The following is a 24535-nucleotide window of genomic DNA, read 5'->3' on the forward strand; positions in this document are numbered from 1 at the left end:
TTTTCATTGTCAAAAACCTCCTTTTCCTTTGATTTGGTAATTTAAGAGTAACACCGGCATTTTTGGATTGTCAAGATTTTTCGAAATAAATTGAATCTTCTTGTCAATTCGATACTTTTGAAGCTTTGTTGTTGTGCTATAAAACGACAATAATAAAAAAAGAGAACAAATATTCCTATCATCAAATGCCAAAGGTTTCAATTTCCAGGTCTAGGGTAATTTATTAATAAGAAAACTGAATCGGAGTTGAATAGTATGTACCAAAACATTGCTGTTGCCTATGACGGTTCGGATGGAAGCCGCTTGGCCTTTGATAAAGCAATTGAATTTAAAAAATTGCTTCCCGATGTCAAAATGACCATTATCTATGTCAATGAACAATTTCACGAAAGCATGGGGCTGATGGAATCCGGCGGCGCAGCTGCTCCTCGTGTAGTTTCAGCAAATGTCGACAGCACGTATGCACAATTTATGCCGCCTGATATGGAAAGCGGCCCTCAGCGCCGCACGAATGATTATGTGGATACCTCAATCGAGTTTTCTAAGCATATGCATAATTCCATTCATCAGCAACTCGATTCGAAAGGCGTAGAGGCAGATGTATTAGCATTAGAAGGAAGCGCTGGTAAAACCATTCCTGCTTTTATCGAAGAACAAAATGTAGATTTATTGATCATTGGAAACAGCGGGAAATCGGGACTGCAAAAGTTTTTTGTAGGATCTGTCAGCCGTAAACTCATTAAAGAATCTTCTTGCTCGGTATTAGTAGTAAAATAAACCTTAGTCTACCCGATGAGCAGTAGGTCTTAACATCTGCTAGGGTAGACTATTTTTATGATAAAATATTGTTTCCGTGCTATAAAATGGCACAATTTTATTAGTTTAGAAGCTTTTGGGGTGGGTATAGAATACTAAGTAGAAAAGCTATTAAAGAGGAAGAAGGGAATCAGCCATGTCTAAACATACCGTATATTTTCTTTCTCCTCACCAGCACCGCGGTCTCATGGCTGAAATTTGGGCTAACCGCCTGGAGCTCGCCGACTGGGATATTAGGAGTGCTGCATGGGGTGGCCAGCCTTCTTTTACGGATACTCCCTTTGAGATTATGAAAGAGATTGTATTGGACTTGCCGGAAGTCCAACCACGCATTTATAACTCAAAAGAAGTAAGCGAAGCGGATTTGATCATTGCTTTGCATGATGGAGAATTTGATATCGCCGACATTCCCGCCGACTTGCCAGCGCAAAAACTAGTGCGATGGGATATCAAAAATCCGGAACTGCGCACATCTGATAAATCCGAGCAATGGGCACTTTATCAGGAAGTCTGTGATGAAATTGCGATGAACATAAAAAAACTGGAACCTTATTTCCGTTCCGTTTATATGTAAAACCCTTCACTTATAAAAAAGTGAAGGGTTTTTTCATGTATGGAGAACAGCCCGGACCGGACTTCCTTCGGCGCCTTTAATCTTAAGCGGCAATGCCACAAGTTGATATATGCCTTCTGGTACTTCGTTCAGAACAAGCCCTTCAAGGATGTACCGATTATTGCGGCTCATCGCCATATGCATTGGCAGGTCTTTGCTCGTCTTGGCGTCTACTGAAGGCACATCCACCCCCAAAAGCTTAATCTCCTGCTCTGCCATCCATTCTGCAATCGTTGGATCAAAAAGCGGCCAGGTTTCCGGAAATTTTGTTCGGTCTTCCCACGAATCACTCTTCAGCAAGATTGCTGTTACTTCAGGTGCCACATCCGGCAAATCAGTGCGGGTAATCTCGGCTTTGCCTCTTACATCAATCACTTGTGCTGTAGTCAAATAATAGTCAAGCGGCAGTTCGTCAATTTTTATGCCGTCATTGTCATAATGGAATGGGGCATCGACATGCGTCCCGATATGCGTACTGGTGACTACTTTCCCGACGTTGACCGAACCGCTTTGTTCAATCGTTGCCGCTAGCTCATATTGAAATGGGATGTCTCCTGGCCATTCCGGTGTCTGTCCACTAAGTTCCATTGAAATATCGTAAATTTTTCTATTCCTCATCTACGCCACCACATTTCGTTCATTGGTATAGTTCTTGTACAATTCCCTGTCCATGATCATTTTCAGGCGGCTGACCATTTTTTCCACATCTTCAAAAGAAGTGTATAAAGCGACTGGCGCCAGCCGAATGATGTTAGGTGCCCGGAAATCAGGTACAACGCCCGCTTCTTTTAAAGCTTTGCAGATCCGGGCGGCTTCTTCATGGGCCAGTGCGATATGCCCTCCCCGTTCTTCATCTTTATCCGGTGTCACATCTTTCAATTCTGGAATCTGTTCGGCTACCAATTCCCGCAATAACCGGGTCAACTGTAGCGACTTTTTACGGATGGCCCCAATGCCCGCTTCTTCGAATATCTCGATGCTGCCAAGCAGCGGTGCCATACTGAAGATATTCGGGGTTCCCATTTGGTAAGCTCCCGCCCCTTCCGCTTTTGTAAATGAATGATCCATATCGAATTGCTTTGTTTTATCCGAACCGAACCAACCAGCCATTCCTGGCAGCAAATGGTGGTGGCGCTCATGGAGGTACAATCCGCCTGTGCCGCCTGGACCGGAATTCATATACTTGTAATGACACCAGACAGCAAAATCCACTCCATCGTTATGCAAGTCATGTGGAAGCGCACCGATCGAATGGGCCAAATCAAAACCGACGAGAATGCCTTTTTGATGCGCAGCTTGTGTAATTTCTCGAATCGGCAGCAATTGCCCGCTTCGGTACAAAACGGATGGCAGCAATAAAACAGCTACATCTTCCGTTAATTCTTTTACAATGTCCTCCAGAGCCAACGTATAGCCATCTCGGCTCTGAATTTTTCTGATGGCCTTTTCAGGCTCTAACCCGCGTAGGCGGAGATGGCTGTCCACCGCATATATATCCGATGGGAAATTCAACTCATCCACTACAATGACGGAACGGTTTTCCGTTGGATGGAAAACCGTCGAAAGCATCTGGTGGATATTCGAAGTAATTGATCCGGTGACCATCACTTCATGTGGCAATGCCCCGACGAGAGGGGCAATCCGTGCACTCAACTCTTCTGCTAGTGTAAACCACGGGTGGCTGCCTTCTGTCCAGCCGTCGATGCCATGGCTTCTCCAGCTGCCTGCCAATTCCAGTAGCTTGGTTTCCGCTCTTTTCGACATCAGCCCAAGTGAATTTCCGTCCATGTAAATCTGGTTTTCCCCTTGATAAAACTCTTCTTTAAAACGATCAAGCGAGTCTTCCCGTTCTCGTTTATCTGCGTTTGCCATCCTACATCCCCCTTCTTATAGAAATGCGTATGCCCCCGCTCCCAGAATTGCGGTAACCAATACGACAATCCAAGGTGCCAGTTTAAAATAGACTAACATTGTAAAGGCGATAATCGCAATCGCAAAGTCAACGGGCCCGCGGATTCCAGATGTGAAAACCGGATCATACAAAGCCGCAAGCAAAATGCCGACAACACCCGCATTAACTCCTTTTAAGGCAGCTTGGACTCCAGACTTGGTACGGATGATGCTCCAAAACGGCAATGTGCCGATTACCAATAAAAACGATGGCAAAAACATGGCAACTACAGCTAGCAAGACTCCAAAGCCACCGCCCATTAATTGTCCCAGATAACCGGACAACGTGAACAATGGACCAGGGACGGCTTGAGCAGCCCCATAACCGGAAATAAAGAGATCCGCTGACATCCAACCCGGCACTACTTCCCGTTCAAGCATCGGCAATATCACATGCCCCCCGCCAAAAACAATTGATCCGACGCGGTAGAAAATATCAAATATGGCATAATAGCTTGATTCAATGACCGGGCGAAGCAATGGCAAGCCAATCAGCAGCCCCGCAAAAATCGCCCATGCTGCCAGTCCCGTCTTTTTGCCAAAAGACAAAGCCAGCTTTACTGCTTCCGGTGCTTCTACGTCTTTATAAAGAAAATAACCGATAATTCCCGTCAGCACGATGACTCCGATTTGCGCCCAAGCCGTAGGCATCATTAAAATTGCTACTGTAGAACCAACTGCAATGGCAATCCTCGGTTTATCAGGAGCGAGCGATTTGCCCATTCCCATTAATGCATGCGCCACTACTGCCACAGCTACTATTTTTAAGCCTTGAATCCAGCCGCTGTCGAACGATCCGTTTGTCACAAGCAACGCAAATAACACCAATAAGATTACAGACGGCATCGTAAAACCGAACCAAGACAGAAAGCCGCCAAATATTCCACCTCTCAGCATGCCGACTGAAATCCCTACTTGTGAACTTGCCGGTCCCGGAAGGAATTGACACAATGCCACTAAATCCGCATAAGCTTTTTCGTCCAGCCACTTTCGTTTTACTACATACTCTTCCCGGAAATAACCTAAGTGTGCAGTTGGTCCTCCGAATGATGTCAGCCCTAATTTTGTAGAAGCTTTTAAAATTTCTATGTAATTTTTCTGTGCCATAATTCTCTCCTTTAAAAGTTTATTTCTTTGGTCAAGCTGTTTTTTCTTTTTTAGAATTACCTTAACCATTCTCTCAAGCATAACTGATTGCTTATATGAGTGACTATTACAACTTTGTAAATTTAATTACAACAATGATTTTAATGGTTCTTTCTAACGTGTAGAAATTCTATTATGTGTTAACGACCAAAATTCAGATACAGAGCATAAATGCTTTCTTCAAGACTGAAATGGAAGATAAAAATAATACTTTCTGAGGATAGCTTATGTTTAAAAGTTTTGCTACAATAAAAATGCAAAATTTCGGAGTAAACCAGGTTTTTAGCCAAAGAGGTTGATAGTCCTCAATCCTTTACTCGGAACTATAAAAGCGAAAATAATGATAAATGAAGAAATTTTATGAAACGGCTCTCATTCGAGGGTCGTTTCCCTTTGTTTAGAAGACTTGGAGGCGGGAAACATTATGGAGCTCTATACAAATTTGCGTAAAGGGGAAAAAGGGGCCTGGATCAGCATCGGGGCTTACGTTTTTCTAAGCGCAATAAAGCTCTCCTTCGGCTTTGCGGGGTCTTCCGAAGCATTAAAAGCGGATGGTTTAAACAACTTGACCGACATTATAGCTTCAGTAGCCGTATTGGTCGGCTTGCGGATTTCGCAGAAGCCGCCGGATGAAAATCATCATTACGGCCATTTGCGTGCAGAAACGATCGCATCTTTGCTCGCTTCGTTTATTATGGCGGTTATCGGGCTGCAAGTGCTTTTCGGGGCCATCCGTAACTTTTTCGACCCTGCTGAAGCTGCTCCATCGCTTTACACAGCAGCTATAGCTTTTTTCAGTGCTTTGGTAATGTACGTAGTGTACCGCTATAACCTGAAGCTCAGCCGGCAAATCAAAAGTTCTGCTGTCAGAGCTGCGGCTTATGACAACCGCTCCGATGCGCTTGTCAGTATCGGTGCGGGCATTGGAATCATTGGAGCCGTTTTTGGCGCTCCGATACTTGATATCATCACTGCATTTATCGTCGGTCTAATCATTCTCAAAACAGCTTTGGATATTTTTAAAGAATCTGTTTTGACCTTAACAGATGGCTTTAATGAAGATGAAGTAGAAACGATGTCGGTGCTGGTCAGAAAAGTGCCGGGAGTCAGCATTTTGCGGGACTTCAAAGGCCGCAATCACGGCAATGTTATGTTCATCGATTTGACTATTGCTGTAAATCCTTCGTTGAATGTAATAGAAAGCCATTGGATAACAGAAGAAATTGAGAGGAAAATTCAAAAAGTGAAACCGAATTGCGTCATACTCGTACATATAGAACCGGACTACGACAATCCAGAATGGTCCGAATGAGGAGATATGGCTTATGTATGACTTTGCCGATCAAAAAAGAATTGTCTACATCGCGTTCGCTATTATTTTATTGATTTCTTCTGCAGTGGCACCAGTTGCTGTTTTCTATCCATTAAAAGTAATCTTTATCACTTCTGCTGCAACAGCAGTCGGAACTTCTTTTGTCTCGCTAATTACCGGAGGACTTGGCCTCGCATTGATTGCCGCAGGTTTTTTCGCACTGGCACTGCTTGAAAACCGCATGAAGAGGTATTTGGCTGCGGGCCTTTTGTTTGCAGTAGGAATATTAGGGGTTTTGCTGTCGCTCAGTGATTATTATTATGTGACGCCGAATGGATTTACTTATAACGGCCCTTTCTCTATTTCTTCTCAAAGCTATCAATGGGAGGACTTCGAGAAAATTGAAGAACGGATTGGAACGCAAGACAATACCCGCTCGGTACAATCTGTCGCTATGTTCTTTAAGAATGGTGATGTCATTGAAATGTCATCAGGCAAGATTTTTGAGATGAGCGGCACACTGATCAGCAATATTAAAGAGGCTGGCGGAAGCCACGAACGGATTGATTTAGAAGAATAGAAGCAACAAAAAAGACTCCTTTTCAGGAGTCTTTTTCTTATCTATCGTGCTGCTGGTCTCGTGTTGTCGTGTTTTTCAGTGAAGACACTGCGGTCGAGATATTTGTGGAAGAACCATTCCCCGCCACCGATAACCAAGGCTGAAATAATTGCTGGCGTAATAATATCTATATTATTGCCAACAAGTGCATCTCCCATCAGCCAAATAACCAAAAATGCAACCACAATATCTGAAACGGTAGCAATTGCATTTCGTTTGTTTTGGTCTGAGCGATTTCCGGCTTTTCGGAAAATCATCAAATCGCCCATCACATAAGCGACTAATGTCAACACTAAACTAATCCATAACGTATCAGCAAAAGGCACATTAAACATCAAAGTAAGAATAATTAGTAAGACTGCTGCAATCATGACGAACTTCATTACCAATGCTTTCAAGTGATTCATTTTTCTTTCCCCCTTTACTTGTTGTTACTGATTTTTTACCCATTTGCTAAATTTTTAATCGCTTTTTAAATTTTTTCTTGACTTTTCTCTTTTTTTATTTTTCCGCTCATTCATTAGCTTTTAAAGCAACGGAATGCTGGTTAGTAATTCTTGCTAATTCATCGATTTTTTTTTGAAGAAACTCACGGTCGAGGATTTTCAATTCGCCGTCATCTATGGCTTCCAGCAGATAAAGTTGGAGTTTCCAGATGGTGTCATACCTCAACGCCGGAGCAAGCGCCGCTGTGACGATTAAAGCGTCTGTCATGGAAGAATGGAGAGAAATGTCTTTTTTACTATGGTAGGATATTTGATAAAAAGCCTTATAAAGAATATCGCTATAAGATTCAAATCGGTAAAGGAGACGGTTATTGCCTGCTTCATCGGTCAAGACCAGGCCATCTGTCTTTAAGTGGCTCATATCTCCCAGTAAATGCCCGAGGCGGATGAGGATATCTTTTGCGTTATTCGGGTCTTGCCGGCCTGGGGAAGTTGCCCGTATCGCGACTTCCACAATTTTTTGGATTGCATAGCCGAGGTCCTGGTCTGCTGTCCTTTCATCTCCAATGGTTATATATTGATTTAAAGGAAGCTCCTTTTTCTTATCGGAATAAAGATAAAAGAGCGGTTTGCCTTCATAGACATAATCCCCCTTTTTTATGGCTACTTCAATTGCACAGTCATTTTCTCTTGCCAGCTCCACCAGATTTGAAAGGTCGATAATATGAAATGGGCTTCAACGTCATCCCTTCTTTCTTTTTCGATTAGCATCTTTTTGCCCTATTCCCTTTCAACAAACAATGCAAAATAAACAGCCGGACTGGCCAGCCCGGCTGTTTATTTATTCAACTAGCAGCGGAATTTCTTTAACGCCACGGACAATCATTCCTGGCCGCCATACAAGTTCACTTTCATCGATTGCCAGTTTCAATTTCGGAAAACGCTTAAGTAAACTGGAAATGGCAATCTCTCCTTCCAGCCTTGCAAGAGGTGCCCCAAGGCAAAAATGGATGCCCATGCCAAAAGCAAGGTGCGGGCTTTTTTCCCGCTGAATGTCATAAAGTTGAGGGTCCTTGAACTTTTCAGGGTCATGGTTAGCAGCATTCAGCGAAACCACCACTAAATCTCCTCTTTGAATCCGTTTGCCTCTAAACTCCATATCTTCGTTTGCCCAACGGGAAGTGCTAAACTCGACCGGTCCATTAAAGCGAAGCGATTCTTCGATTGCTTGAGAAACCAATTCCGGTTGTTCTCTTAGTTTCTGCTGCTGCTCTGGAAATGCCAATAATGCCAGCACCGTATTGCCGATCAAATTTACTGTTGTCTCATGGCCAGCAATAATGAGCAGCGTAACAATGCCGTATAATTCCTTTTCCGTCAGCCGGTCTCCTTCTTCTTCAGCAATGATCAACTGGCTGATCAAGTCATCTCCCGGGTGTTCATGCACTTTCGCAAACCATTGCCCTAAATATTGAATAAACTGATTCATATGTTCATAAACAGTGACTCCAATTTCACCGCTCGTTCCTTCAATCAATGAGTTTGACCAAAGACGGAATTTGTCTTGGTCTTCTACTGGAACTCCTAAAATCTCACAAATGACACTGATGGGGAGCGGAAAAGCAAATTCGTCGATTAAGTCGATTTGCTGTTTCTTTTCCATTTCATCCAGTAATCCATCGGTGATTTCCTGAATACGATTTCGCATCCCTGAAATCATTTTTGGAGTAAACGCTTGTTGAGCAAGGCCGCGCAAGCGTTTATGGTCTGGCGGATCGGAAAATAGCATATTCTGTGTAAAAACTGACAATTGATCCATCGATCCACCGAATAATTTCGACATATCTTTCGTAAAGCGCTGGTCTTTCAATACGGCAACTGCATCTTCATAATCAGTTACCAGCCAGCCGAGCTGACCATCCGGAAAGCGCACCCGATGCACTGGATCTTCTTTTCGAAGCTTCTCATAGATTGGATATGGGTTTTGGATAAAACCTTCTGTAAATAATCCTGCTTCACCTGAATTGTGCATATTCATCGTTTCCCCTCCTTTTTCATACATATACCCGCACTTCCAACTTTCTGTCTCGTTCTATATGCTTAAATTTCCAATTTTAGAAACAAAAAAGGAGTCGTCCCAAAAGTAAATTGGGACAACTCCTTTGCGACGAAGCTAGCGGAGCGATGCAGGAGCAATGCAGGAGCAATAGTATTAACCTACGTTTTATTAAAAGCAAGGGCTGTCGTTTATACTGCAGCCGTTTCCCCTGCAAATAATTTCCTTGCATTATCCGTAAACATTTTATCGATCTGGCTTTCTGTTACTCCGGCCTTTTTAAGTTCTGGCACCACATTTTCAAATATATGTGTCGGATGCCAGTTCGCTACTGCCGGTCGTACAGCCTCTGGAATCACAGGAGGGCGGCCAAGCCAAGTGCTGATTGAATCATGTGAAAGCATGATGCGGTCTTCAAAACCTGCATCCAGCAGCTCTAGTAAAGTGCTGATTCGCTGATGGTCTAACGGTGCTCCAACTATCCCTTGCAGCCCAAAACGGTCGAATGAAATGTATACACCCGTTTCGAGTGTTCTTTTATGATAGGCAGTATCCGTATTGCCGCACATATGACCAATGACGATTCCAGCCGGATTTGCATCATGTTCCAGCAGAAACTGCGCCTGTTCGGGTCCCATAGTCCCTTCTTGAGTATGGGTCAACAACGTGATGCCAGTTTCTTTTTGAGCTCGTGCAGCAGCTCTGAAAAACATTTTTTCATAATCCGTGATAACATCTTTGCTGGAAGCCAGTTTAATAATTCCCGGCTTGATATTCGTCCCGCCGATTCCATCTTTTATTTCCGCCAAAAACATTTCATTGATTTCCTGTTCAGCACTGCCAAGGGTGGCACGGAATTTAAAATATGGAGTTGCACCTTCCCCTTCGTAATAATAGCCGGTGGCGCAGATGATTTGCAGTCCGCTTTGCCGGGATATCTCTTCTAATATTTCCGGGTCACGTCCACATTCATTCGGAGTTGGGTCTACAACAGTCTGTACACCATGAGCCATCATTTTCTTAGCAGCTTCAACGCCAGTCGCTATCGCCCTTTCCCGATTGAATGGCCCCAGCGTAATGTCTCCTTGAAATCCTGGATAACCAAAAATGAAATGTTCATGGATTAATGTTTTTCCCATAGCTTCCGGAACAATCGGCCCTGTTACAGTTTCCACTTTTTTTGCCACCTGCAAAACCTCCTCAGTATTTGCCGTCCTTCTTGCAATTGGAAAACAAGATATTTTTGCTGTTCGTTATGGTTATCTTGCTTTCATGGGTGTTATACCGTCTTTCGCTTCTTCAGGCTCCTTATACTTTTTTAATTCCAGGCTGGCAATTTGGTTGCGGTGAACTTCGTCCGGCCCATCCGCCAACCGAAGTGTCCGTGCGTTCGCCCATTGTGCCGCCAATGTAAAGTCTTCGCTTACTCCTGCTGCCCCGAATGCCTGAATTGCCCGGTCAATTACACGGAGCGCCATATTTGGGGCTGTCACTTTTATCATCGCTATTTCCGCTTTTGCTTCTTTATTGCCAACTGTATCCATCATATAAGCGGCTTTTAGCGTCAACAAACGGGCTTGTTCAATCTCAATTCTTGAATCAGCAATCCATTCGCGGACAACGCCTTGGCTTGCGAGCGGCTTGCCAAAAGGCTGCCGGCTTTGCACACGTCTGCACATTTCCTCGAGCGCGCGTTCTGCTGCGCCAATCAGCCGCATGCAATGATGGATGCGGCCTGGTCCTAAGCGTCCCTGAGCGATGGCAAACCCTTTTCCTTCCGCCCAGATCATATTGGCTGCCGGCACCCGCACATTGTCAAACATGATTTCCGCATGGCCATGCGGCGCATGATCGTAGCCGAAAACAGACAACAGCCGTTCAATTTTCACGCCTGGTGCATCGAGTGGCACCAAGATCATGGACTGCTGTTCATATTTTGGTCCATCAGGATTGGTCTTCCCCATTACGATGGAAATCTTGCAGCGCGGGTCCCCTGCTCCTGACGACCACCACTTACGGCCATTAACGACATATTCATCGCCGTCCCTGACAATCGAAGCTTCAATATTCGTCGCATCGCTTGAAGCTGCGTCCGGTTCAGTCATGGAAAAACACGAACGGATTTCTCCTGCAAGAAGCGGTTTCAGCCATTTTTCTTTTTGTTCTTCCGTGCCGTAACGGACCAGCACTTCCATATTGCCGGTATCCGGCGCGTTGCAATTAAAGACTTCCGGGCCGATCAGTGACCTTCCCATTATTTCGCATAACGGTGCATACTCCTGATTGGACAATCCTGCCCCGTACTCGCTTTCCGGCAGGAACAAATTCCATAAGCCCGCTTCTCTCGCTTTTTGTTTCAATTCTTCCATAATTGGCGGAACTCGGGCCCAGCGGCTTTGCTGTGCATTCAATTGCTCTTCAAAAATCTTTTCACTCGGATAGACATGCTCCTCCATGAATAAAATCAATTTTTCCTGGAGTTTAACTGTTTTCTCTGAATATGAAAAATCCATTTTAACTTTCCACCTCTCTATTGCTAACCATCCGGTATGTTCAGAATATTAGCTTAATGGTAGCGCTTCCAATTTATAAAAGCAAGAGCGTTTCATCCAAACTTTTCATTTCTATCCTTTTTATTCATAAATAAAAAAAGCCACATTGCTGTGGCTTCTTTACCAGTATTACGGTGCATCTCCATCTTGTTTCTTTTCATCGCTGTCATCTTCCAATTCTTCGTCTGAGTCTGTACCGCTATCGTCATCTTGATCGTTTTCATCACGTGCCGGGTCTTCAACTTCAATATTATCGTCGTCTCCGTCTCCATCCCCACAAGCACCGAGCATGCTAATAGAAAGAGCGGCAGCTGCGCCTAATTTAAGCCATTTAGCTTCAACCATACGATTTCCTCCTTTCATACGATGTATATTTCTCTTTTATGTCCTTTTTCTTTTATTCCCTTTTCGGCAATGAAAATAACAAAAATCCTGAATCGTTGGATAAATTTATATTTTCAATTTAAAAAAACCTTGACCCTTGTATCCGGTTGCAGTATCTTTAAATTAACTTGAAGAAAGAGGTGAGGCATTATGGCTATTTTATTTTTGAATACGCAAATCCAATCCATAATGTCCCGCTCTGTGTATCGCTGACGATACGCTTCTTCCATTATGCCCGGGGACCATGGATTGCGATTTGCGCGCATCCATGGTTTTTTATTATGCATAATAGGAGGAACTAACATTGAATTTAATTGAACAATTTGGATGGAACAATTCATTGCAAGAAAAAATTGGTGCTGCTGGTATACCGGGGCGCGTTACATTGGAACATAAAAATGTTTATCGGGTAGTTACGAATAACGGAGAATGGCTAAGCACCCTTTCCGGAAAATACCGTCATCAGCACTTGCACAGCGAATTTCCTGCGGTCGGCGATTGGGTCATGGTGGAACAGATGCCTGGTGAGGAAAAAGGAATTATTCATCAAGTCCTTCCCCGCTCTTCTCAGTTTTCACGAAAAGCGGCTGGTGATACATCGAATATCCAATTGATTGCAGTCAATGTCGACTATGTTTTTTTGGTGATGTCCTTGAACCATGACTTTAACGTCCGCCGCTTGGAACGATATTTACTGGCAGCTTGGGATTCAGGATCAAATCCCATCGTCGTGCTGACTAAAAAAGATCAATGTGCCGATTTGGCACCTTATTTGCGGGACGTTGAATCGGTGGCTTTCGGTGTTCCGGTCCATGCGGTGTCCAATGTAACCGGCGAAGGAATTGAAGACCTGCAAAATCTCCTTGCGCCAAATAAAACCGGCGCATTGCTCGGTTCATCTGGTGTTGGAAAATCATCACTGATCAATGCTTTGTCCGGCAGTGAATTGATGGCTGTCCAGGACATCCGTGAAGACGACAGCAAAGGCCGGCACACCACAACACACCGTGAGCTGGTCCGGCTGCCTGGTGGAGGGTTATTGATCGATACGCCGGGAATGCGTGAGTTCCAGCTCGGGGATTACGAAGAAGGCATTGAAAGCGGTTTTTCGGATGTCGAACAATTGGCAGATGAGTGCCGGTTCCGTGATTGCCAGCATGGCAACGAACCCGGATGCCGCGTGCAGGAAGCCTTGTTGACAGGTGAATTGCAGCACGATCGTTTTAGAAGTTATGTCAAGCTGAAACGGGAACTGGCGCATATGGAACGAAAAAGCGATGCCGCTGCCCAGAAAGCGGAACGCAATAAATGGAAACAAATTACGAAAGACAACAGAAAGCGCCCCGTCAAAAAACGTTAATGGAAACTTTGCTCCATGAGGGTATTTCCCTGCATATAGTGAAAGTAATAAAAGAAGCAGACACAATACGGTCTTCCGTACGGTCTGCTTCTTTTATTTTGGCGCTTTGGTCAAGCCATGCTTGACCGCATAAAGAGCCGCCTGCGTCCGGTCCTGGACTTCAAGTTTAGTGAAAATATTGGATATATGCGTCTTGACCGTCTTTTCAGTTACATACAAAGCCGATGCAATTTCCCGGTTGCTTTTGCCTTTTGTCAATTCCGCCAAAACATCTTTTTCCCGCGGCGTTAATAAATTGACGGTATGCGGCGCAGCTTCGGCTGGCTCTTTCATCAGCTCTGAAGTCGCTTTCGGGTGCAGGATATTTTCTCCTCGCATCAAACTGCGCAGCGATGCCACCAGTTCATCCGGTTCAATATCTTTTAGCTGATAACCCGCAGCTCCTGCTTCGATGGCGGGCACTACATGATCTCGGTCAGAAAAACTTGTCAGCATCAATACAATAATGTGGGGATGGCGTTCTTTGATTTCCCTGGTGGCTTCGATGCCGTCCATTTCCGGCATTACCAAATCCATCAGCACAATATCCGGCTGCAATTGCCCAGCCATGGCCACCGCTTCTTTTCCATTTACCGCTTCACCGACAACTTCAATGTCTTTCTGCGTCTTCAGAAAAAATAACAATCCGCGCCTAACTACATGGTGATCATCAGCAATCAGTACTTTCACCTTGCTACTCACTCCTTATTTAATACGGAATCCGAACGAGAATTTCTGTCCCTTTCCCTATTTTGCTTGACCAGTCGACTGTGCCGCCTTCAGCACTTGCACGGTCACGCATGCTTTGAATGCCGATTGATGGAATATACAGCCGCTCGTCAATCAGAAATCCACGGCCTTCATCTTTTATGACCAGCAAAACATCTGAAGAAGTTATAGACATATACAGTTGAACGTTGTTAACGCCTGCATGTTTCCTTATATTATTCAATGCTTCCTGCGAAATCCGGAATAGCGTCTCCTCTGTCCGGGAAGGCAGCTGGATGACCCCTGTCACTTTCAGCTCCATAGATAATCCAAGCATTTCAGCATACCCTTTAATCGCTTCAAGCAATCCGCTTTCCAGGCCTTTCGGACGCAATTGCCAAATAAGAGCCCGCATTTCATTCAACGCTTCCTGTGTCAAATGTTGGATGTCTCGGAAAGTGTCCTGAATTTCCGGGTCTTCGGACATTTCAATGCCGCCTCTGGCCGTCAGCGTGACAGAAAACAGCAGCTGGTTTACCGAATCATGCAGATCACGCGCCAACCGATTGCGTTCTTTTACAAGAGCCAACTCTTGCTCTTGTCTCGTTAAACCGATTCGCTTTATCGCTGAACCGATTTGGAAAGCCACTGACTCCAGAAGCGCCAATTCATCTTTTGAAAAACCGATTCTTTCAGAAGCAGCGATATTGAGAAGCCCAAACTTTTCAGTTCCCGACTGCAACGGCACCGTCGCATGGTGGGTGATGCCCCCGGAATCTCCCGAATTCGACACGATGGAATTTTCAATGCGTTGGCAAGCAATAATATTGGAAGCTTTTTCAAGTTCCCCGTCGCGAAAACGTTTGACGCACCAGCAGCCGCCTTTTTGCAGATGCCGGCAGCCGTTGTTTTTTAAAGCCGGAGGCAAATTTGCCTCCGCCACTAATCGATGCTTGCCCTGTCCATCAATGAAGAAAATCCACGCAGTCTCAAAATTGGAACCATTCAACAGTTTCCAAACAGCCCCTTCAAGCATGCGGTCCATGTCGGTTTCCTCATTCAACAGCTCTGCAATTTCCTTTAATAATGTCACATTGGAATGATCATCCAACACCATTTTCTTCACCCCATCACCGTTAGTTCTACCATACACGTTTTCCAAAGACCTTTGCCTCGTACTTTTGAATGAAAAAGCTCCCTTCATGAGGGAGCTCAGACTGTAGACAAAGTGTGCTTGAAATGAATAAGAATGTATAAACCCCAACCGGACCGGCCACTTCGCTTTCCGTGGGCTCGGCTTCAGCCTCCTCGTCACTGGCGTTCCTGCGGGGTCTTCAGCTCGAGCTGTTCCCACAGGAGTCTCGTGGCCGGTCCGGTTGGGGGTGTCGCGTTACTTCAAGGAATCCCTTCCATCCAGGATGCCGCTTTTCACTTCACGCCAGGTTCCGCAGCGGAAACCGGCGTCTCCTGCGGGATAGCGAAGTGCCGAACTAACTCGGGCGCCAGTCCCGAGTTAGTTCGGCGCGAGCCCGCGGAAAGCGTCCGGTTGAAGCGCAGGAACCGAGGGGAGAACCTTGTTTTTGATAGTTATTCACTTGATTGAAAGTATATTCTTTTGTCTACAAGCTCAGCTCCCTTCATGAGGGAGCTTTCTTGTTATCCTGCTTTACTCCTTACTGAGTGAAGCATCTCATTACCTGCTATTTACTTCATCAAGAAACGATTCTTTAATAAGCTCCAATTTTTCGTCGCTTTCCTGCTCCGTATCGGCAAAGACACCGAAATAATATTTCACTTTCGGTTCGGTGCCGCTCGGACGCAGGCAAACCCAGGAACCGTCTTTCAAGAAATACTTGATGACGTTCGCTTGCGGCAGTTCGATTTTTTCATCCGTGTTCAAATCCACGAAAATGCGGTTTTGTGTTTCATAATCTTCTATAGAAACTACTGGAATTCCAGCAATGGCCTGAAGCGGTTTTTCACGCATGCCTGCCAGCAAGTTCTGGATCTCCTGCGCGCCTTCTACGCCTTTTTTCGTTACCGAAACAAGCGATTCACGGTACCAGCCAAAACGGCCATATAACTCGATCAGCACATCATGCAGGCTTTGGCCTTGTGTTTTGTAATAAGCAGCAGCTTCTACAAGCAATAAGACGGCCTGCACGGCATCTTTGTCACGGGCAAAATCACGGATCAGGTAGCCATAACTTTCCTCATAGCCGAATAAAAACTCAAATTCTTTCGTGCTGTCATTTTCTTTCAGCTTTTCTCCGATAAATTTAAAACCAGTCAATACATCGACACAGTCGACGCCATAGGAATCGGCAATGACGCGGCCAAACTCCGAAGTGACAATGGTTTTAAAGATGCGGCCGTTTTCCGGCAACGTAGCTTTTTTCTGTTTTTGCCGCAGTACGTATTCAATCAGAATGGCACCTGTTTGATTGCCCGACAGCAATTCGTAATGGCTGCCGCTCCAGACTGCGATTCCAACACGGTCACCGTCGGGATCCACTGCTATCAATAAATCCGCTCCGTTATCTTTGCCGTAAACTTGCGCCATCTCAAAAGCCGATGCTTCTTCAGGGTTCGGTGATTTAACAGTCGGAAATTCACCGTCCGGTTCCATCTGTTCTTTCACATAGGTGATGCCGTTATAGCCTGCAGCTTCAAGCAGCCGTTTAACAGTGGCTCCTGACGCTCCGTGAAGCGGAGTGAAAACCGCTGAAATGGGTGATGCGGAATGTTCCTGGACCGTTAAAGCATTTGTGATATAAGCTTGGTCAAGTTTCTCGTCAATGGCCACAAGAAGATCTTGCTGATAGGTGTCATTGACAATATTCAGTTCATCTTCCACTTTGCTGACGTATTCAATAACCCGGTCCGCGTCTTCCAGATTCAGCTGTGCACCGTCTTCGCCATAAACTTTATAGCCATTGTATTCAGGCGGATTGTGGCTTGCTGTGATGACAATGCCCATGAAGGCGTTCAGATACCGGACACTGAATGACAACTGGGGCGTTGTCCGCGGTCCGCTGTATAAATACGTATGGATGCCATTTGCCGCAAATGTGCGCGCTGCTTCCTGCGCAAATTCCGGAGACATCCGGCGGCTGTCATAGGCAATGACCATCCCGCGCGCCATAGCCTGTTCGCCATTTTTTTTAATGTAATTCGCTATTCCTTGAGATGCTTTCCGGACTGTGTAGACATTCATGCGGTTCGTGCCAGGACCAATTTCGCCTCGCATGCCTCCTGTACCAAACACCAAATCTTGATAAAACGCGTCTTCTGCCAATTTTTCATCATCTTTTAGCAGCGTCAAACTCTCTTTTGTCTGTTCATCGAGCTTGTCATGTTCCAACCATCGTTTGATACGTTCTTTCCATGTCATATGCATCCCTCCATACCATATAGTTTACCAAAAATTCCAAAGAAAAACCGCTTCCTTTTTTGGAAGCGGCTTGGCGATCAATCTTTTTTATAATTTATGCTGTAAACGTCATGGCGGCGGTCTTTCAGCTGCTTGACGGTACCGTTTTGGCGCTGGCGGCGAAGGATTTCAAGATCGACATCCCCGATCAGCACCATTTCAAGATTTGCATTGGTTTCTCCAACAATGCCGTCACGGGCAAATTCAAAATCAGACGGCGCAAAGATGCCGGACTGGGCATACTGGATATCCATATTTTCTGTTTGCGGCAAGTTGCCGACCGTTCCGGAAATAACAGTATAAATCTGATTTTCCACAGCGCGGGCTTGTGCACAATAACGAACGCGCAAATAGCCTTGGCGGTCTTCTGTACAGAAAGGCGAAAAGATGATATTCGCACCCATATCTGTCGCAATACGCGCAAGTTCCGGGAACTCGATATCGTAGCAAATCTGAATAGCGATTTTACCGCAATCCGTATCAAATACACGCACGGAGTCTCCAGCAGAAATTCCCCACCATTTCCGCTCATTCGGTGTGATGTGGATTTTGTATTGTTTATCAATGGAACCATCCCGGCGGAATAAATAAGCGATATTGTAAATTTCATCGTTTTCTTCTTTCACGAAATGCGATCCGCCGATGATGTTGACGTTGTAGCGCACCGCAAGGTCCGTAAACAATTCAATATACTGCGGCGTGTATTCCGTCAATTTGCGGACTGCCTGACTAGGTGATGGCTCATTCAAGAATGACATCAATTGCGTTGTAAAAATCTCCGGGAATACTACGAAATCGGAATGTGCATCTGATGCTACATCCACGAAGTATTCTACTTGATTGGCAAGGTCGTCAAATGATTCAATGGCACGCATCAAGTACTGGACCACACAAATCCGCACCGGTAAGCTTGTTTTAAAATGCCGCTTGGAAATCGGTTTATAATCGACGTTGTTCCATTCCATTAATGTCGCGTACTTCCCGGATGCCAAATCATCCTGCAGATAATTCGGATTGATGCGCATCAATTGGAAACCGTTCATCAATTGGAATGTTAAAACTGGATCATAGATTTTATGGCGTGATACTGCATCCACATATTCCCGGGGTGACATTTCATCCGCATGCTTATGGTAATTCGGAATGCGCCCTCCAAGAATGATGGATTTTAAATTCAATTCACGAGCCAGTTCTTTTCTTGCTTCATAGAGCCGCTGCCCTACTTGCATCCGGCGAAAATCCGGATGCACCATTACTTCAATTCCATACATATTGTAACCATCCGGGTTATGATTCGTAATATAACCACCGTCAGTCACATCGTCCCATGTATGGCGATCGTCGTATTCATCAAAGTTGATCAATAAGCTTGAACAGGAACCAATGACTTTGCCATCCAATTCTGCGACAAGCTGACCTTGAGGAAAAATGCCTAAATGGCTTCGTAATTGTTCTTCTTTCCATGGGTCCATCCCAGGAAAACACAGACGCTGCATTTCCAGGATGGCATTAATATCAGAATAAGTCATTTCCCGAATGACCATACTTTTTTCGAAATCGGATAAATCGAATTGTTCTGGCACTGCAGACACTCCTTCACAAAAGTTTCAAACTTTATTATATAGGATAAATGCGCAAGTTAATATTAATTTACTTGTTTGCATATAACAATTATACTTTTAAGGAAGTAAATTTTGAAATGAGGTACCAGCCAATGTCGAAGCGCCAAGAGAATATTTTGCTTTCAATGTGGGGAGTGGCACTTGTTGCTACAATGGGTTCACTGTATTTTTCTGAGATCCGGGGATATGAGCCATGCGAGTTGTGCTGGATTCAGCGGATATTCATGTACCCGCTCGTAATTATTATCGGCGTCGCCTATGTTCAGAAAAATGTTAGAATTGCACTTACCACACTTATATTTTCAGTGATTGGCGGATGCATCTCACTCTACCATTACGGAATCCAAAAACTGGACTTTCTGTCCGACTCAGCTCCGGCATGCGGACGTGTGCCCTGCACAGGCCAGTACATCAATTATTTCGGATTCATCACCATTCCATTTTTAGCGCTGATCGCTTTCATATTGATTGCCGGGATGAGCCTTTACTTATGGAAGTCTTTGAAGGAGGAAAAGTAAAATGAAGAAAATGTTAATCATCGGTGCGGTTGTAGTTCTGATTTTCGGGTTAATCATCTTTTTGACTAACCAATCGAACAATCAAAAACTGGCCGACAATCCATATGATAAAGAAGATTTAAACCAAGCGACAATTGATCAGTTGGATGATGAGAATTACCAGAACATCATTCTGCCCGATGCCTTGGATGAGCAGATTGCAAGCGGTGAGCCGACTACGGTTTACTTCTTCAGCCCGACTTGCCCACATTGCCAGGCTACTACGCCGGTGTTAATGCCAGTTGCTGAAGATATGGGCGTAGACGTCAAGCAGTACAATCTGTTAGAGTATGAGCAAGGCTGGCAGCAATATTTCATCGAAGCAACGCCGACACTCATACATTTTGAGGACGGCAAAGAAGTGGCTCGCTGGGTTGGATCTCAGCCGAAAGAAAACATTGAAGAATTCTTTAACCAAGTAGTTTTAAAATAATAGGCATAAGGGTCATGTGCTGTGCGCATGGCCCTTTTATATGGAGGAATAAAGATGACATGGAGTTATGAAGTGCAAGACGATGGCATGACCGTTGAAGAGTTATTAAGAAAAGATTGGGGCCTCGGTAAAAAAGTCGTCCACGAAATGCGGATGGCGAAAAGCGTTAAGAATGATAAATTCCAGGAAGTCATTTGGAAAGAACCGCTGCCAAAAGGAACTATGCTGCATTTTGACTTGCCGCCGGCGGATTCCCCTTATGAACCGAATCACGATATAGAACTACCGATTTTATTTGAAGATGACCATTTTATCATTGCCAGAAAACCAAAAGGCATGGCGACGCATCCGAACGAAATCGGGCAGACCGATACATTCATCAATGCCATCCTCGGCCATATCATTCGAGGCGGCGGAACTTACGGCGAGCACGTGCACCGGCTCGATCAAGGAACATCCGGCTTGCTGATGGTAGCCAAGCATCCGGTCGCTAAAAACGTACTCGACCGCATGCTGGAACAAAAACAGCTGGTCCGGGACTATGAGGCAGTCGTGAAAGGCAAAGTCCATAATAAATCGGGCACAATCGACTTTCCGCTGGGCCGTGACCGACACCATCCGACGCGCCGGCGCGTTTCCCCTACCGGCCAAAGTGCGGTGACGCATTATAAACTCTTAAAGCAGATGGAAGGCAAATCTTTGCTCCATCTGACTTTGGAAACCGGGCGCACGCACCAGATCCGTGCCCATTTGTCCCATATCGGACATCCAATCATTGGTGATGAGCTGTATGAAGGACCGTCAACACAAGACGGTTCATATCACCTCCATGCGTTCCGCATGTCGTTCATCCATCCGTTCACCAATGAAAAAATCGTCGTTGAAGATACAGCACGCTGACAAGATAAAATGCACCGGGAAAATTCCCGGTGCATTTTTATTTCTTTAATACCAGTCTTCTGCAATTTCCCACGATTCCTGCATTTTGCGGATGTAAATGATTTGTCCGATATGATAAGCATTATGGGTACAAAGATTGGATAGCGCTTCCCACCAAACCGCTTCTTCGGGAAATCCCGGGATATTGCTATGAAGTTTTTCCTCACTTGTCTGCTTGATTGCTTGTTGCCACTTTTCCAAGCTTTGATCAATATTCTCTGCTAGCTTCCTCCAGTTCACTTCTAAAGGCTCATTTAAGTTTTCGAATGTAGAAGCATTGGTTTCTGGATAATCATCAATCATCTCTCCATCGAACCGCCGAATCCACCGCTCGTTATAAAAAAGCAGATGGCTCGCGATTTGAGCGATGGTATGAGAATTTCCGTTTGGCTTCCAGCCAGCCTGCTCCGCTGTTATTCCTTCTAGTGCCTTACTTAATGGTTTGAACCAACTGTCCGTATTGCGGCATACCGCAAGCTGATCCAGGATAAATTCTTTTTTGCTCATAAAAGACCCCTTCCTAGTATAATATGCGAAATATTCAGACTTATAATAACACAGTTTCTTCCCTTCTTTTATCTTTCAATATAAAAAAAGCCGCCAAAAATGCTGGCGGCTTTTAACTATTTATACACTGATTTGATCAGGGTGCGTACCTGTACGCCAGTCCTGGTTCAAACCATCAATCATCTTCATCTCTTCCTCGGATAACATAAAGTCATAGACATCCGCATTTTCCAGGATGCGTGACGGAGTAACTGTCTTCGGAATGACGATCAAATCACTTTGCAGATGCCAGCGGATCACGACTTGGGCAATCGTCTTGCCATGGGCTTCAGCGATTTTCGCAAGCACTGGGTCTTCCAGTAGGCGCCCGCGTGCCAGCGGTGACCAGGAAGTCACAGCGATGTCATTGTCTGCACAGAATTGGCGTAGCGGTTCCTGTGTGAGCTGCGGATGCAATTCAATTTGGTTGACCATCGGTTTCGTATTTGCTTTGGCCAATATCTTTTCCAAGTGATGCTGCTGGTGATTGGATACTCCAATTGACCGCACCAGCTTTTCATCATACAAACGCTGGATAGCACGGTAAGTCTCTTCATATGTCTCTGGAATTGCCCAATGGGTCAAATACAAATCGAGATAATCAAAACCAAGCCGCTTAAGCGATGCTTCAAAAGCACGCAGCGTATTGTCATAACCTTGATCGGTGTTCCAGACTTTAGAAGTGATAAACAAGTCTGCACGTTTAACGCGGGATGCACGGACAGCTTCCCCGACTTCTTCTTCGTTTTGATAAATCGCTGCAGTATCAATTGCCGGGTAACCAGCTTCTATTGCCGCCAGCATGGCTTCCACTGCCGCTTCTTTGTCGGTCATCTTGTAAACACCAAGGCCAAAGCGCGGCATTTCTACACCATTATGTAATGTTTTAGTCGATTTAATTGTTAAATCCATCTTCATCATCCTTTCATTTCCTATTGTACAAGTGTCCTCAATATATTTCGACTATCGGGATCATTTTTAATTAAACCTCTTGCTTTCTTTTCTAAAAGCGAATAATATATAAAATGTTGTTTAAAACGTTCGTGTTTTGAAAGGAGTTTATTATATGTTTCATTTAAAAGAAAACGGCACTACTGTTAAAACTGAAGTTCTAGCCGGCATGACGACTTTTTTGACGATGGCTTATATCGTAATCGTCAATCCAGTTATTTTAAGTTCTGCAGGCGTTCCTTTCGACCAGGTTTTCATGGCGACCATTATTGCTGCCGCAATCGGCACATTATGGATGGCATTATTCGCTAATTACCCAATTGCTATCGCTCCAGGAATGGGCTTGAATGCATATTTCACTTCATTGGTGCTTGCCTCTGATGGGGCAATTGATTACCTCACTGCTTTCTCTGCTGTGTTCGTTGCCGGTCTTATATTTGTTGTGTTATCAATGACTCGTTTGCGAAAAATATTGATTCAGGCAATTCCTGAAAACTTGAAGCATGCCATCACCGCTGGCATTGGGCTGTTCATCGCTTTTATCGGCATGCGGCTCAGTGGATTGATTGTAGCCAATGAAGCAAATTTAGTAGGTTTGGGTGATTTAACATCTGCACCCGTTGCACTGACTTTGTTGGGATTATTGATCACTTTGATTTTTATGTCGCTGAACATTCATGGTGGAATATTCTTCGGTATGATTGTGACGGGAATCATTGCTTTCTTTACGGGGCAATTGAAATTCGAAGGTGCGCTGGTTCAGCTTCCTTCACTTCCGGAAGGCATTATCGTCTGGAATCCGGTTGAAGCCTTCCAGATGGTCATCGAATTCGGTTTATACGGAGTCGTCTTCTCTTTCTTATTGGTCACTCTTTTTGATACGACCGGCACAATGATTGGCGTTGCTAAACAAGCAGGGCTGATGAAAAACAATGATATGCCACGTATGCGCCAAGCTTTACTGGCCGATTCTGTTGCAGCGACAGCTGGCGCAATGGTCGGAACCAGTCCGACAACCGCTTATGTAGAATCCTCTGCAGGTGTTGCCGCTGGCGGCCGGACAGGATTGACTTCTTTGACTGTCGCCGTATTGTTTATCCTTGCCGCCTTTTTCGGTCCGCTGGTCTCTGCATTGTCAGGTGTTGCAGCGATTACCGCTCCTGCTTTGATCATTGTCGGCAGTTTGATGATCGGCGCGGTAAAACATATTGAATGGGAAGAATTCGATGAAGCCTTCCCGGCTTTCTTGATTGTCCTTGCAATGCCGCTTACTTCAAGTATCGCCACTGGTATCGCCCTTGGTTTCATCTCATATCCGCTGATGAAAATCTTCAAAGGAAAAGGAAAAACCGTTCATCCAATTTTATATGTATTTGCCGTGTTATTCACAATTCAAATCATAATTGCACCTCATTAAATAGAAAAAAACCGCCATCAAGGCGGTTTTTATTTATTATATTCTAGCTCTGGATCCGGAAACAGCAGCAGTAATGATTAACACAAGTGCGGTCAGCAAGTGCATTGCCCAGCCGATCAGCGGAATCCATGCCAGTAAGCTAGTGATAATTCCGAGAATCGAACCGCTTTTCGGTGAGTATTCACGGAAACAGAAGAACAAGGTGATTGCGTGAAGAACAAACATTACACCAAGCGCTGCATAGCCTGTCGAAATGACAAGACTTCCGCCGATAAACGGAATAGCCAATGCCGCTTCCGCTAAACCGGTAATCCATAATAAAGCGATTGAAATTTTCATTTTCATTCTTTTCACCTCTTTTTTAATACTATCTGTCCTATATACGGCTAAAATCCGCTTTAGTTTCATTTTTTTAATAAAAACCTTAGAAAATTACGGACCATTGGACAGAAATTCTCCACATTTCAATTAGCAGTTATATTTCATTTTTCCCGCCATTACGCTATACTAAACACAGATGCAAATTTCAAGGAGGTCGTTACGTTTGAACTTAATCCTTATTCTGGGTATTTGTGTAGCGTTCTTGTCAGCTATCCTTACTGCTGGCTACGATGACAAACCAGGTACTTTCGAAAA

General features: G+C 44.7%; 25 protein-coding genes. 9 read left to right on the top strand and 16 right to left on the bottom strand.

From position 1 onward, the window contains the following. The first annotated feature begins 255 nt into the window (after positions 1–255). Both ACSFXN_RS17110 and ACSFXN_RS17115 read left to right on the top strand, forming a co-directional pair. Complete coding sequence (locus tag ACSFXN_RS17110) at positions 256–777, top strand: universal stress protein (RefSeq protein ID WP_437151346.1); 522 nt, start codon at positions 256–258, stop codon at positions 775–777. A 175-nt stretch (positions 778–952) separates the two neighbouring features. Next, positions 953–1390, top strand: coding sequence for a phosphatase (locus ACSFXN_RS17115; protein ID WP_437151348.1), 438 nt, complete (start codon positions 953–955; stop codon positions 1388–1390). A gap of 33 nt (positions 1391–1423) precedes the next feature. On the opposite strand, the gene ACSFXN_RS17120 is transcribed toward ACSFXN_RS17115, so the two are convergent. From ACSFXN_RS17120 to chrA, 3 genes are read right to left on the bottom strand one after another with little or no spacing between them, the layout of a single operon-like run. Beyond that, a complete protein-coding gene (locus ACSFXN_RS17120) occupies positions 1424–2047 on the bottom strand; it encodes a cyclase family protein (protein WP_437151349.1) in 624 nt (207 codons plus the stop codon). After that, positions 2048–3301 (bottom strand): kynureninase, encoded by a 1254-nt coding sequence (kynU, locus tag ACSFXN_RS17125; RefSeq protein WP_437151350.1) that lies wholly within the window; start codon positions 3299–3301, stop codon positions 2048–2050. It abuts the gene before it with no gap. A gap of 15 nt (positions 3302–3316) precedes the next feature. Continuing rightward, a complete protein-coding gene (gene chrA, locus ACSFXN_RS17130) occupies positions 3317–4486 on the bottom strand; it encodes a chromate efflux transporter (RefSeq protein ID WP_437151352.1) in 1170 nt (389 codons plus the stop codon). 463 nt (positions 4487–4949) lie between these two features. Between chrA and ACSFXN_RS17135 the strand changes: the two genes are divergently transcribed. Together ACSFXN_RS17135 and ACSFXN_RS17140 are read left to right on the top strand one after the other, a co-directional pair. Next, entirely contained in the window at positions 4950–5837 is an 888-nt protein-coding gene (locus ACSFXN_RS17135; protein WP_437151353.1) for a cation diffusion facilitator family transporter, read from the top strand. A gap of 13 nt (positions 5838–5850) precedes the next feature. Beyond that, positions 5851–6417, top strand: coding sequence for a hypothetical protein (locus ACSFXN_RS17140; RefSeq protein ID WP_437151354.1), 567 nt, complete (start codon positions 5851–5853; stop codon positions 6415–6417). Between the two features lie 41 nt (positions 6418–6458). Here ACSFXN_RS17140 and ACSFXN_RS17145 read toward each other — a convergent pair whose 3' ends face one another. The 6 genes from ACSFXN_RS17145 to ACSFXN_RS17170 form a co-directional block, all read right to left on the bottom strand. Next, positions 6459–6863: a YndM family protein gene (locus ACSFXN_RS17145; protein WP_437151355.1), complete on the bottom strand. Its 405-nt coding sequence runs from the start codon at positions 6861–6863 to the stop codon at positions 6459–6461. Positions 6864–6969: 106 nt separating this feature from the next. After that, positions 6970–7626, bottom strand: a complete 657-nt coding sequence (locus ACSFXN_RS17150) for a DUF2254 family protein (RefSeq protein WP_437151405.1) — start codon at positions 7624–7626, stop codon at positions 6970–6972. A 117-nt stretch (positions 7627–7743) separates the two neighbouring features. Continuing rightward, entirely contained in the window at positions 7744–8940 is a 1197-nt protein-coding gene (locus ACSFXN_RS17155) for a cytochrome P450 family protein (protein WP_437151356.1), read from the bottom strand. Between the two features lie 209 nt (positions 8941–9149). Beyond that, complete coding sequence (locus tag ACSFXN_RS17160; protein WP_437151357.1) at positions 9150–10145, bottom strand: phosphotriesterase family protein; 996 nt, start codon at positions 10143–10145, stop codon at positions 9150–9152. Between the two features lie 72 nt (positions 10146–10217). Beyond that, entirely contained in the window at positions 10218–11471 is a 1254-nt protein-coding gene (locus ACSFXN_RS17165) for an acyl-CoA dehydrogenase (RefSeq protein ID WP_437151358.1), read from the bottom strand. A 168-nt stretch (positions 11472–11639) separates the two neighbouring features. Continuing rightward, entirely contained in the window at positions 11640–11855 is a 216-nt protein-coding gene (locus ACSFXN_RS17170; RefSeq protein ID WP_437151360.1) for a hypothetical protein, read from the bottom strand. A gap of 343 nt (positions 11856–12198) precedes the next feature. On the opposite strand from ACSFXN_RS17170, the gene rsgA reads away from it, so the two are divergent. Then, positions 12199–13254, top strand: a complete 1056-nt coding sequence (gene rsgA, locus ACSFXN_RS17175) for a ribosome small subunit-dependent GTPase A (RefSeq protein WP_437151361.1) — start codon at positions 12199–12201, stop codon at positions 13252–13254. A 93-nt stretch (positions 13255–13347) separates the two neighbouring features. Here rsgA and ACSFXN_RS17180 read toward each other — a convergent pair whose 3' ends face one another. The 4 genes from ACSFXN_RS17180 to ACSFXN_RS17195 all read right to left on the bottom strand — a co-directional run bounded on the left by ACSFXN_RS17180 (position 13348) and on the right by ACSFXN_RS17195 (position 19017). After that, on the bottom strand, positions 13348–13983 hold the full coding sequence (locus tag ACSFXN_RS17180) for a response regulator (RefSeq protein ID WP_437151362.1): 636 nt from the start codon (positions 13981–13983) through the stop codon (positions 13348–13350). Between the two features lie 19 nt (positions 13984–14002). Then, positions 14003–15118 carry a GAF domain-containing sensor histidine kinase gene (locus ACSFXN_RS17185; protein ID WP_437151407.1) on the bottom strand — a complete coding sequence of 372 codons (1116 nt, stop codon included), beginning with the start codon at positions 15116–15118 and terminating at the stop codon, positions 14003–14005. A 576-nt stretch (positions 15119–15694) separates the two neighbouring features. After that, entirely contained in the window at positions 15695–17395 is a 1701-nt protein-coding gene (locus tag ACSFXN_RS17190) for a phospho-sugar mutase (protein ID WP_437151364.1), read from the bottom strand. A 77-nt stretch (positions 17396–17472) separates the two neighbouring features. Beyond that, the gene (locus ACSFXN_RS17195; RefSeq protein ID WP_437151366.1) at positions 17473–19017 is read right to left on the bottom strand and encodes a GNAT family N-acetyltransferase; all 1545 of its coding nucleotides are present in this window, start codon (positions 19015–19017) and stop codon (positions 17473–17475) included. Positions 19018–19148: 131 nt separating this feature from the next. Here ACSFXN_RS17195 and ACSFXN_RS17200 point away from each other — a divergent pair, with 131 nt between their 5' ends. From ACSFXN_RS17200 to ACSFXN_RS17210, 3 genes are read left to right on the top strand one after another with little or no spacing between them, the layout of a single operon-like run. Then, entirely contained in the window at positions 19149–19574 is a 426-nt protein-coding gene (locus ACSFXN_RS17200) for a disulfide formation protein C (protein WP_300991958.1), read from the top strand. 1 nt (position 19575) lies between these two features. After that, entirely contained in the window at positions 19576–20046 is a 471-nt protein-coding gene (locus ACSFXN_RS17205) for a thioredoxin family protein (RefSeq protein WP_437151368.1), read from the top strand. Positions 20047–20100: 54 nt separating this feature from the next. Beyond that, positions 20101–20946 (top strand): RluA family pseudouridine synthase, encoded by an 846-nt coding sequence (locus ACSFXN_RS17210; protein ID WP_437151370.1) that lies wholly within the window; start codon positions 20101–20103, stop codon positions 20944–20946. A gap of 45 nt (positions 20947–20991) precedes the next feature. On the opposite strand, the gene ACSFXN_RS17215 is transcribed toward ACSFXN_RS17210, so the two are convergent. Beyond that, the gene (locus ACSFXN_RS17215; RefSeq protein ID WP_437151371.1) at positions 20992–21492 is read right to left on the bottom strand and encodes a DinB family protein; all 501 of its coding nucleotides are present in this window, start codon (positions 21490–21492) and stop codon (positions 20992–20994) included. Positions 21493–21612: 120 nt separating this feature from the next. After that, on the bottom strand, positions 21613–22443 hold the full coding sequence (locus tag ACSFXN_RS17220; RefSeq protein WP_437151372.1) for an aldo/keto reductase: 831 nt from the start codon (positions 22441–22443) through the stop codon (positions 21613–21615). A 154-nt stretch (positions 22444–22597) separates the two neighbouring features. Here ACSFXN_RS17220 and ACSFXN_RS17225 point away from each other — a divergent pair, with 154 nt between their 5' ends. Further along, complete coding sequence (locus tag ACSFXN_RS17225; protein ID WP_437151374.1) at positions 22598–23899, top strand: NCS2 family permease; 1302 nt, start codon at positions 22598–22600, stop codon at positions 23897–23899. A 36-nt stretch (positions 23900–23935) separates the two neighbouring features. Here ACSFXN_RS17225 and ACSFXN_RS17230 read toward each other — a convergent pair whose 3' ends face one another. Next, positions 23936–24238 carry a hypothetical protein gene (locus ACSFXN_RS17230; protein WP_437151409.1) on the bottom strand — a complete coding sequence of 101 codons (303 nt, stop codon included), beginning with the start codon at positions 24236–24238 and terminating at the stop codon, positions 23936–23938. Between the last annotated feature and the right edge of the window lie 297 nt (positions 24239–24535).

Origin of the sequence: Planococcus sp. 1R117A (genome assembly GCF_051417975.1) — a bacterium.
Lineage (GTDB): Bacteria > Bacillota > Bacilli > Bacillales_A > Planococcaceae > Planococcus > Planococcus shenhongbingii.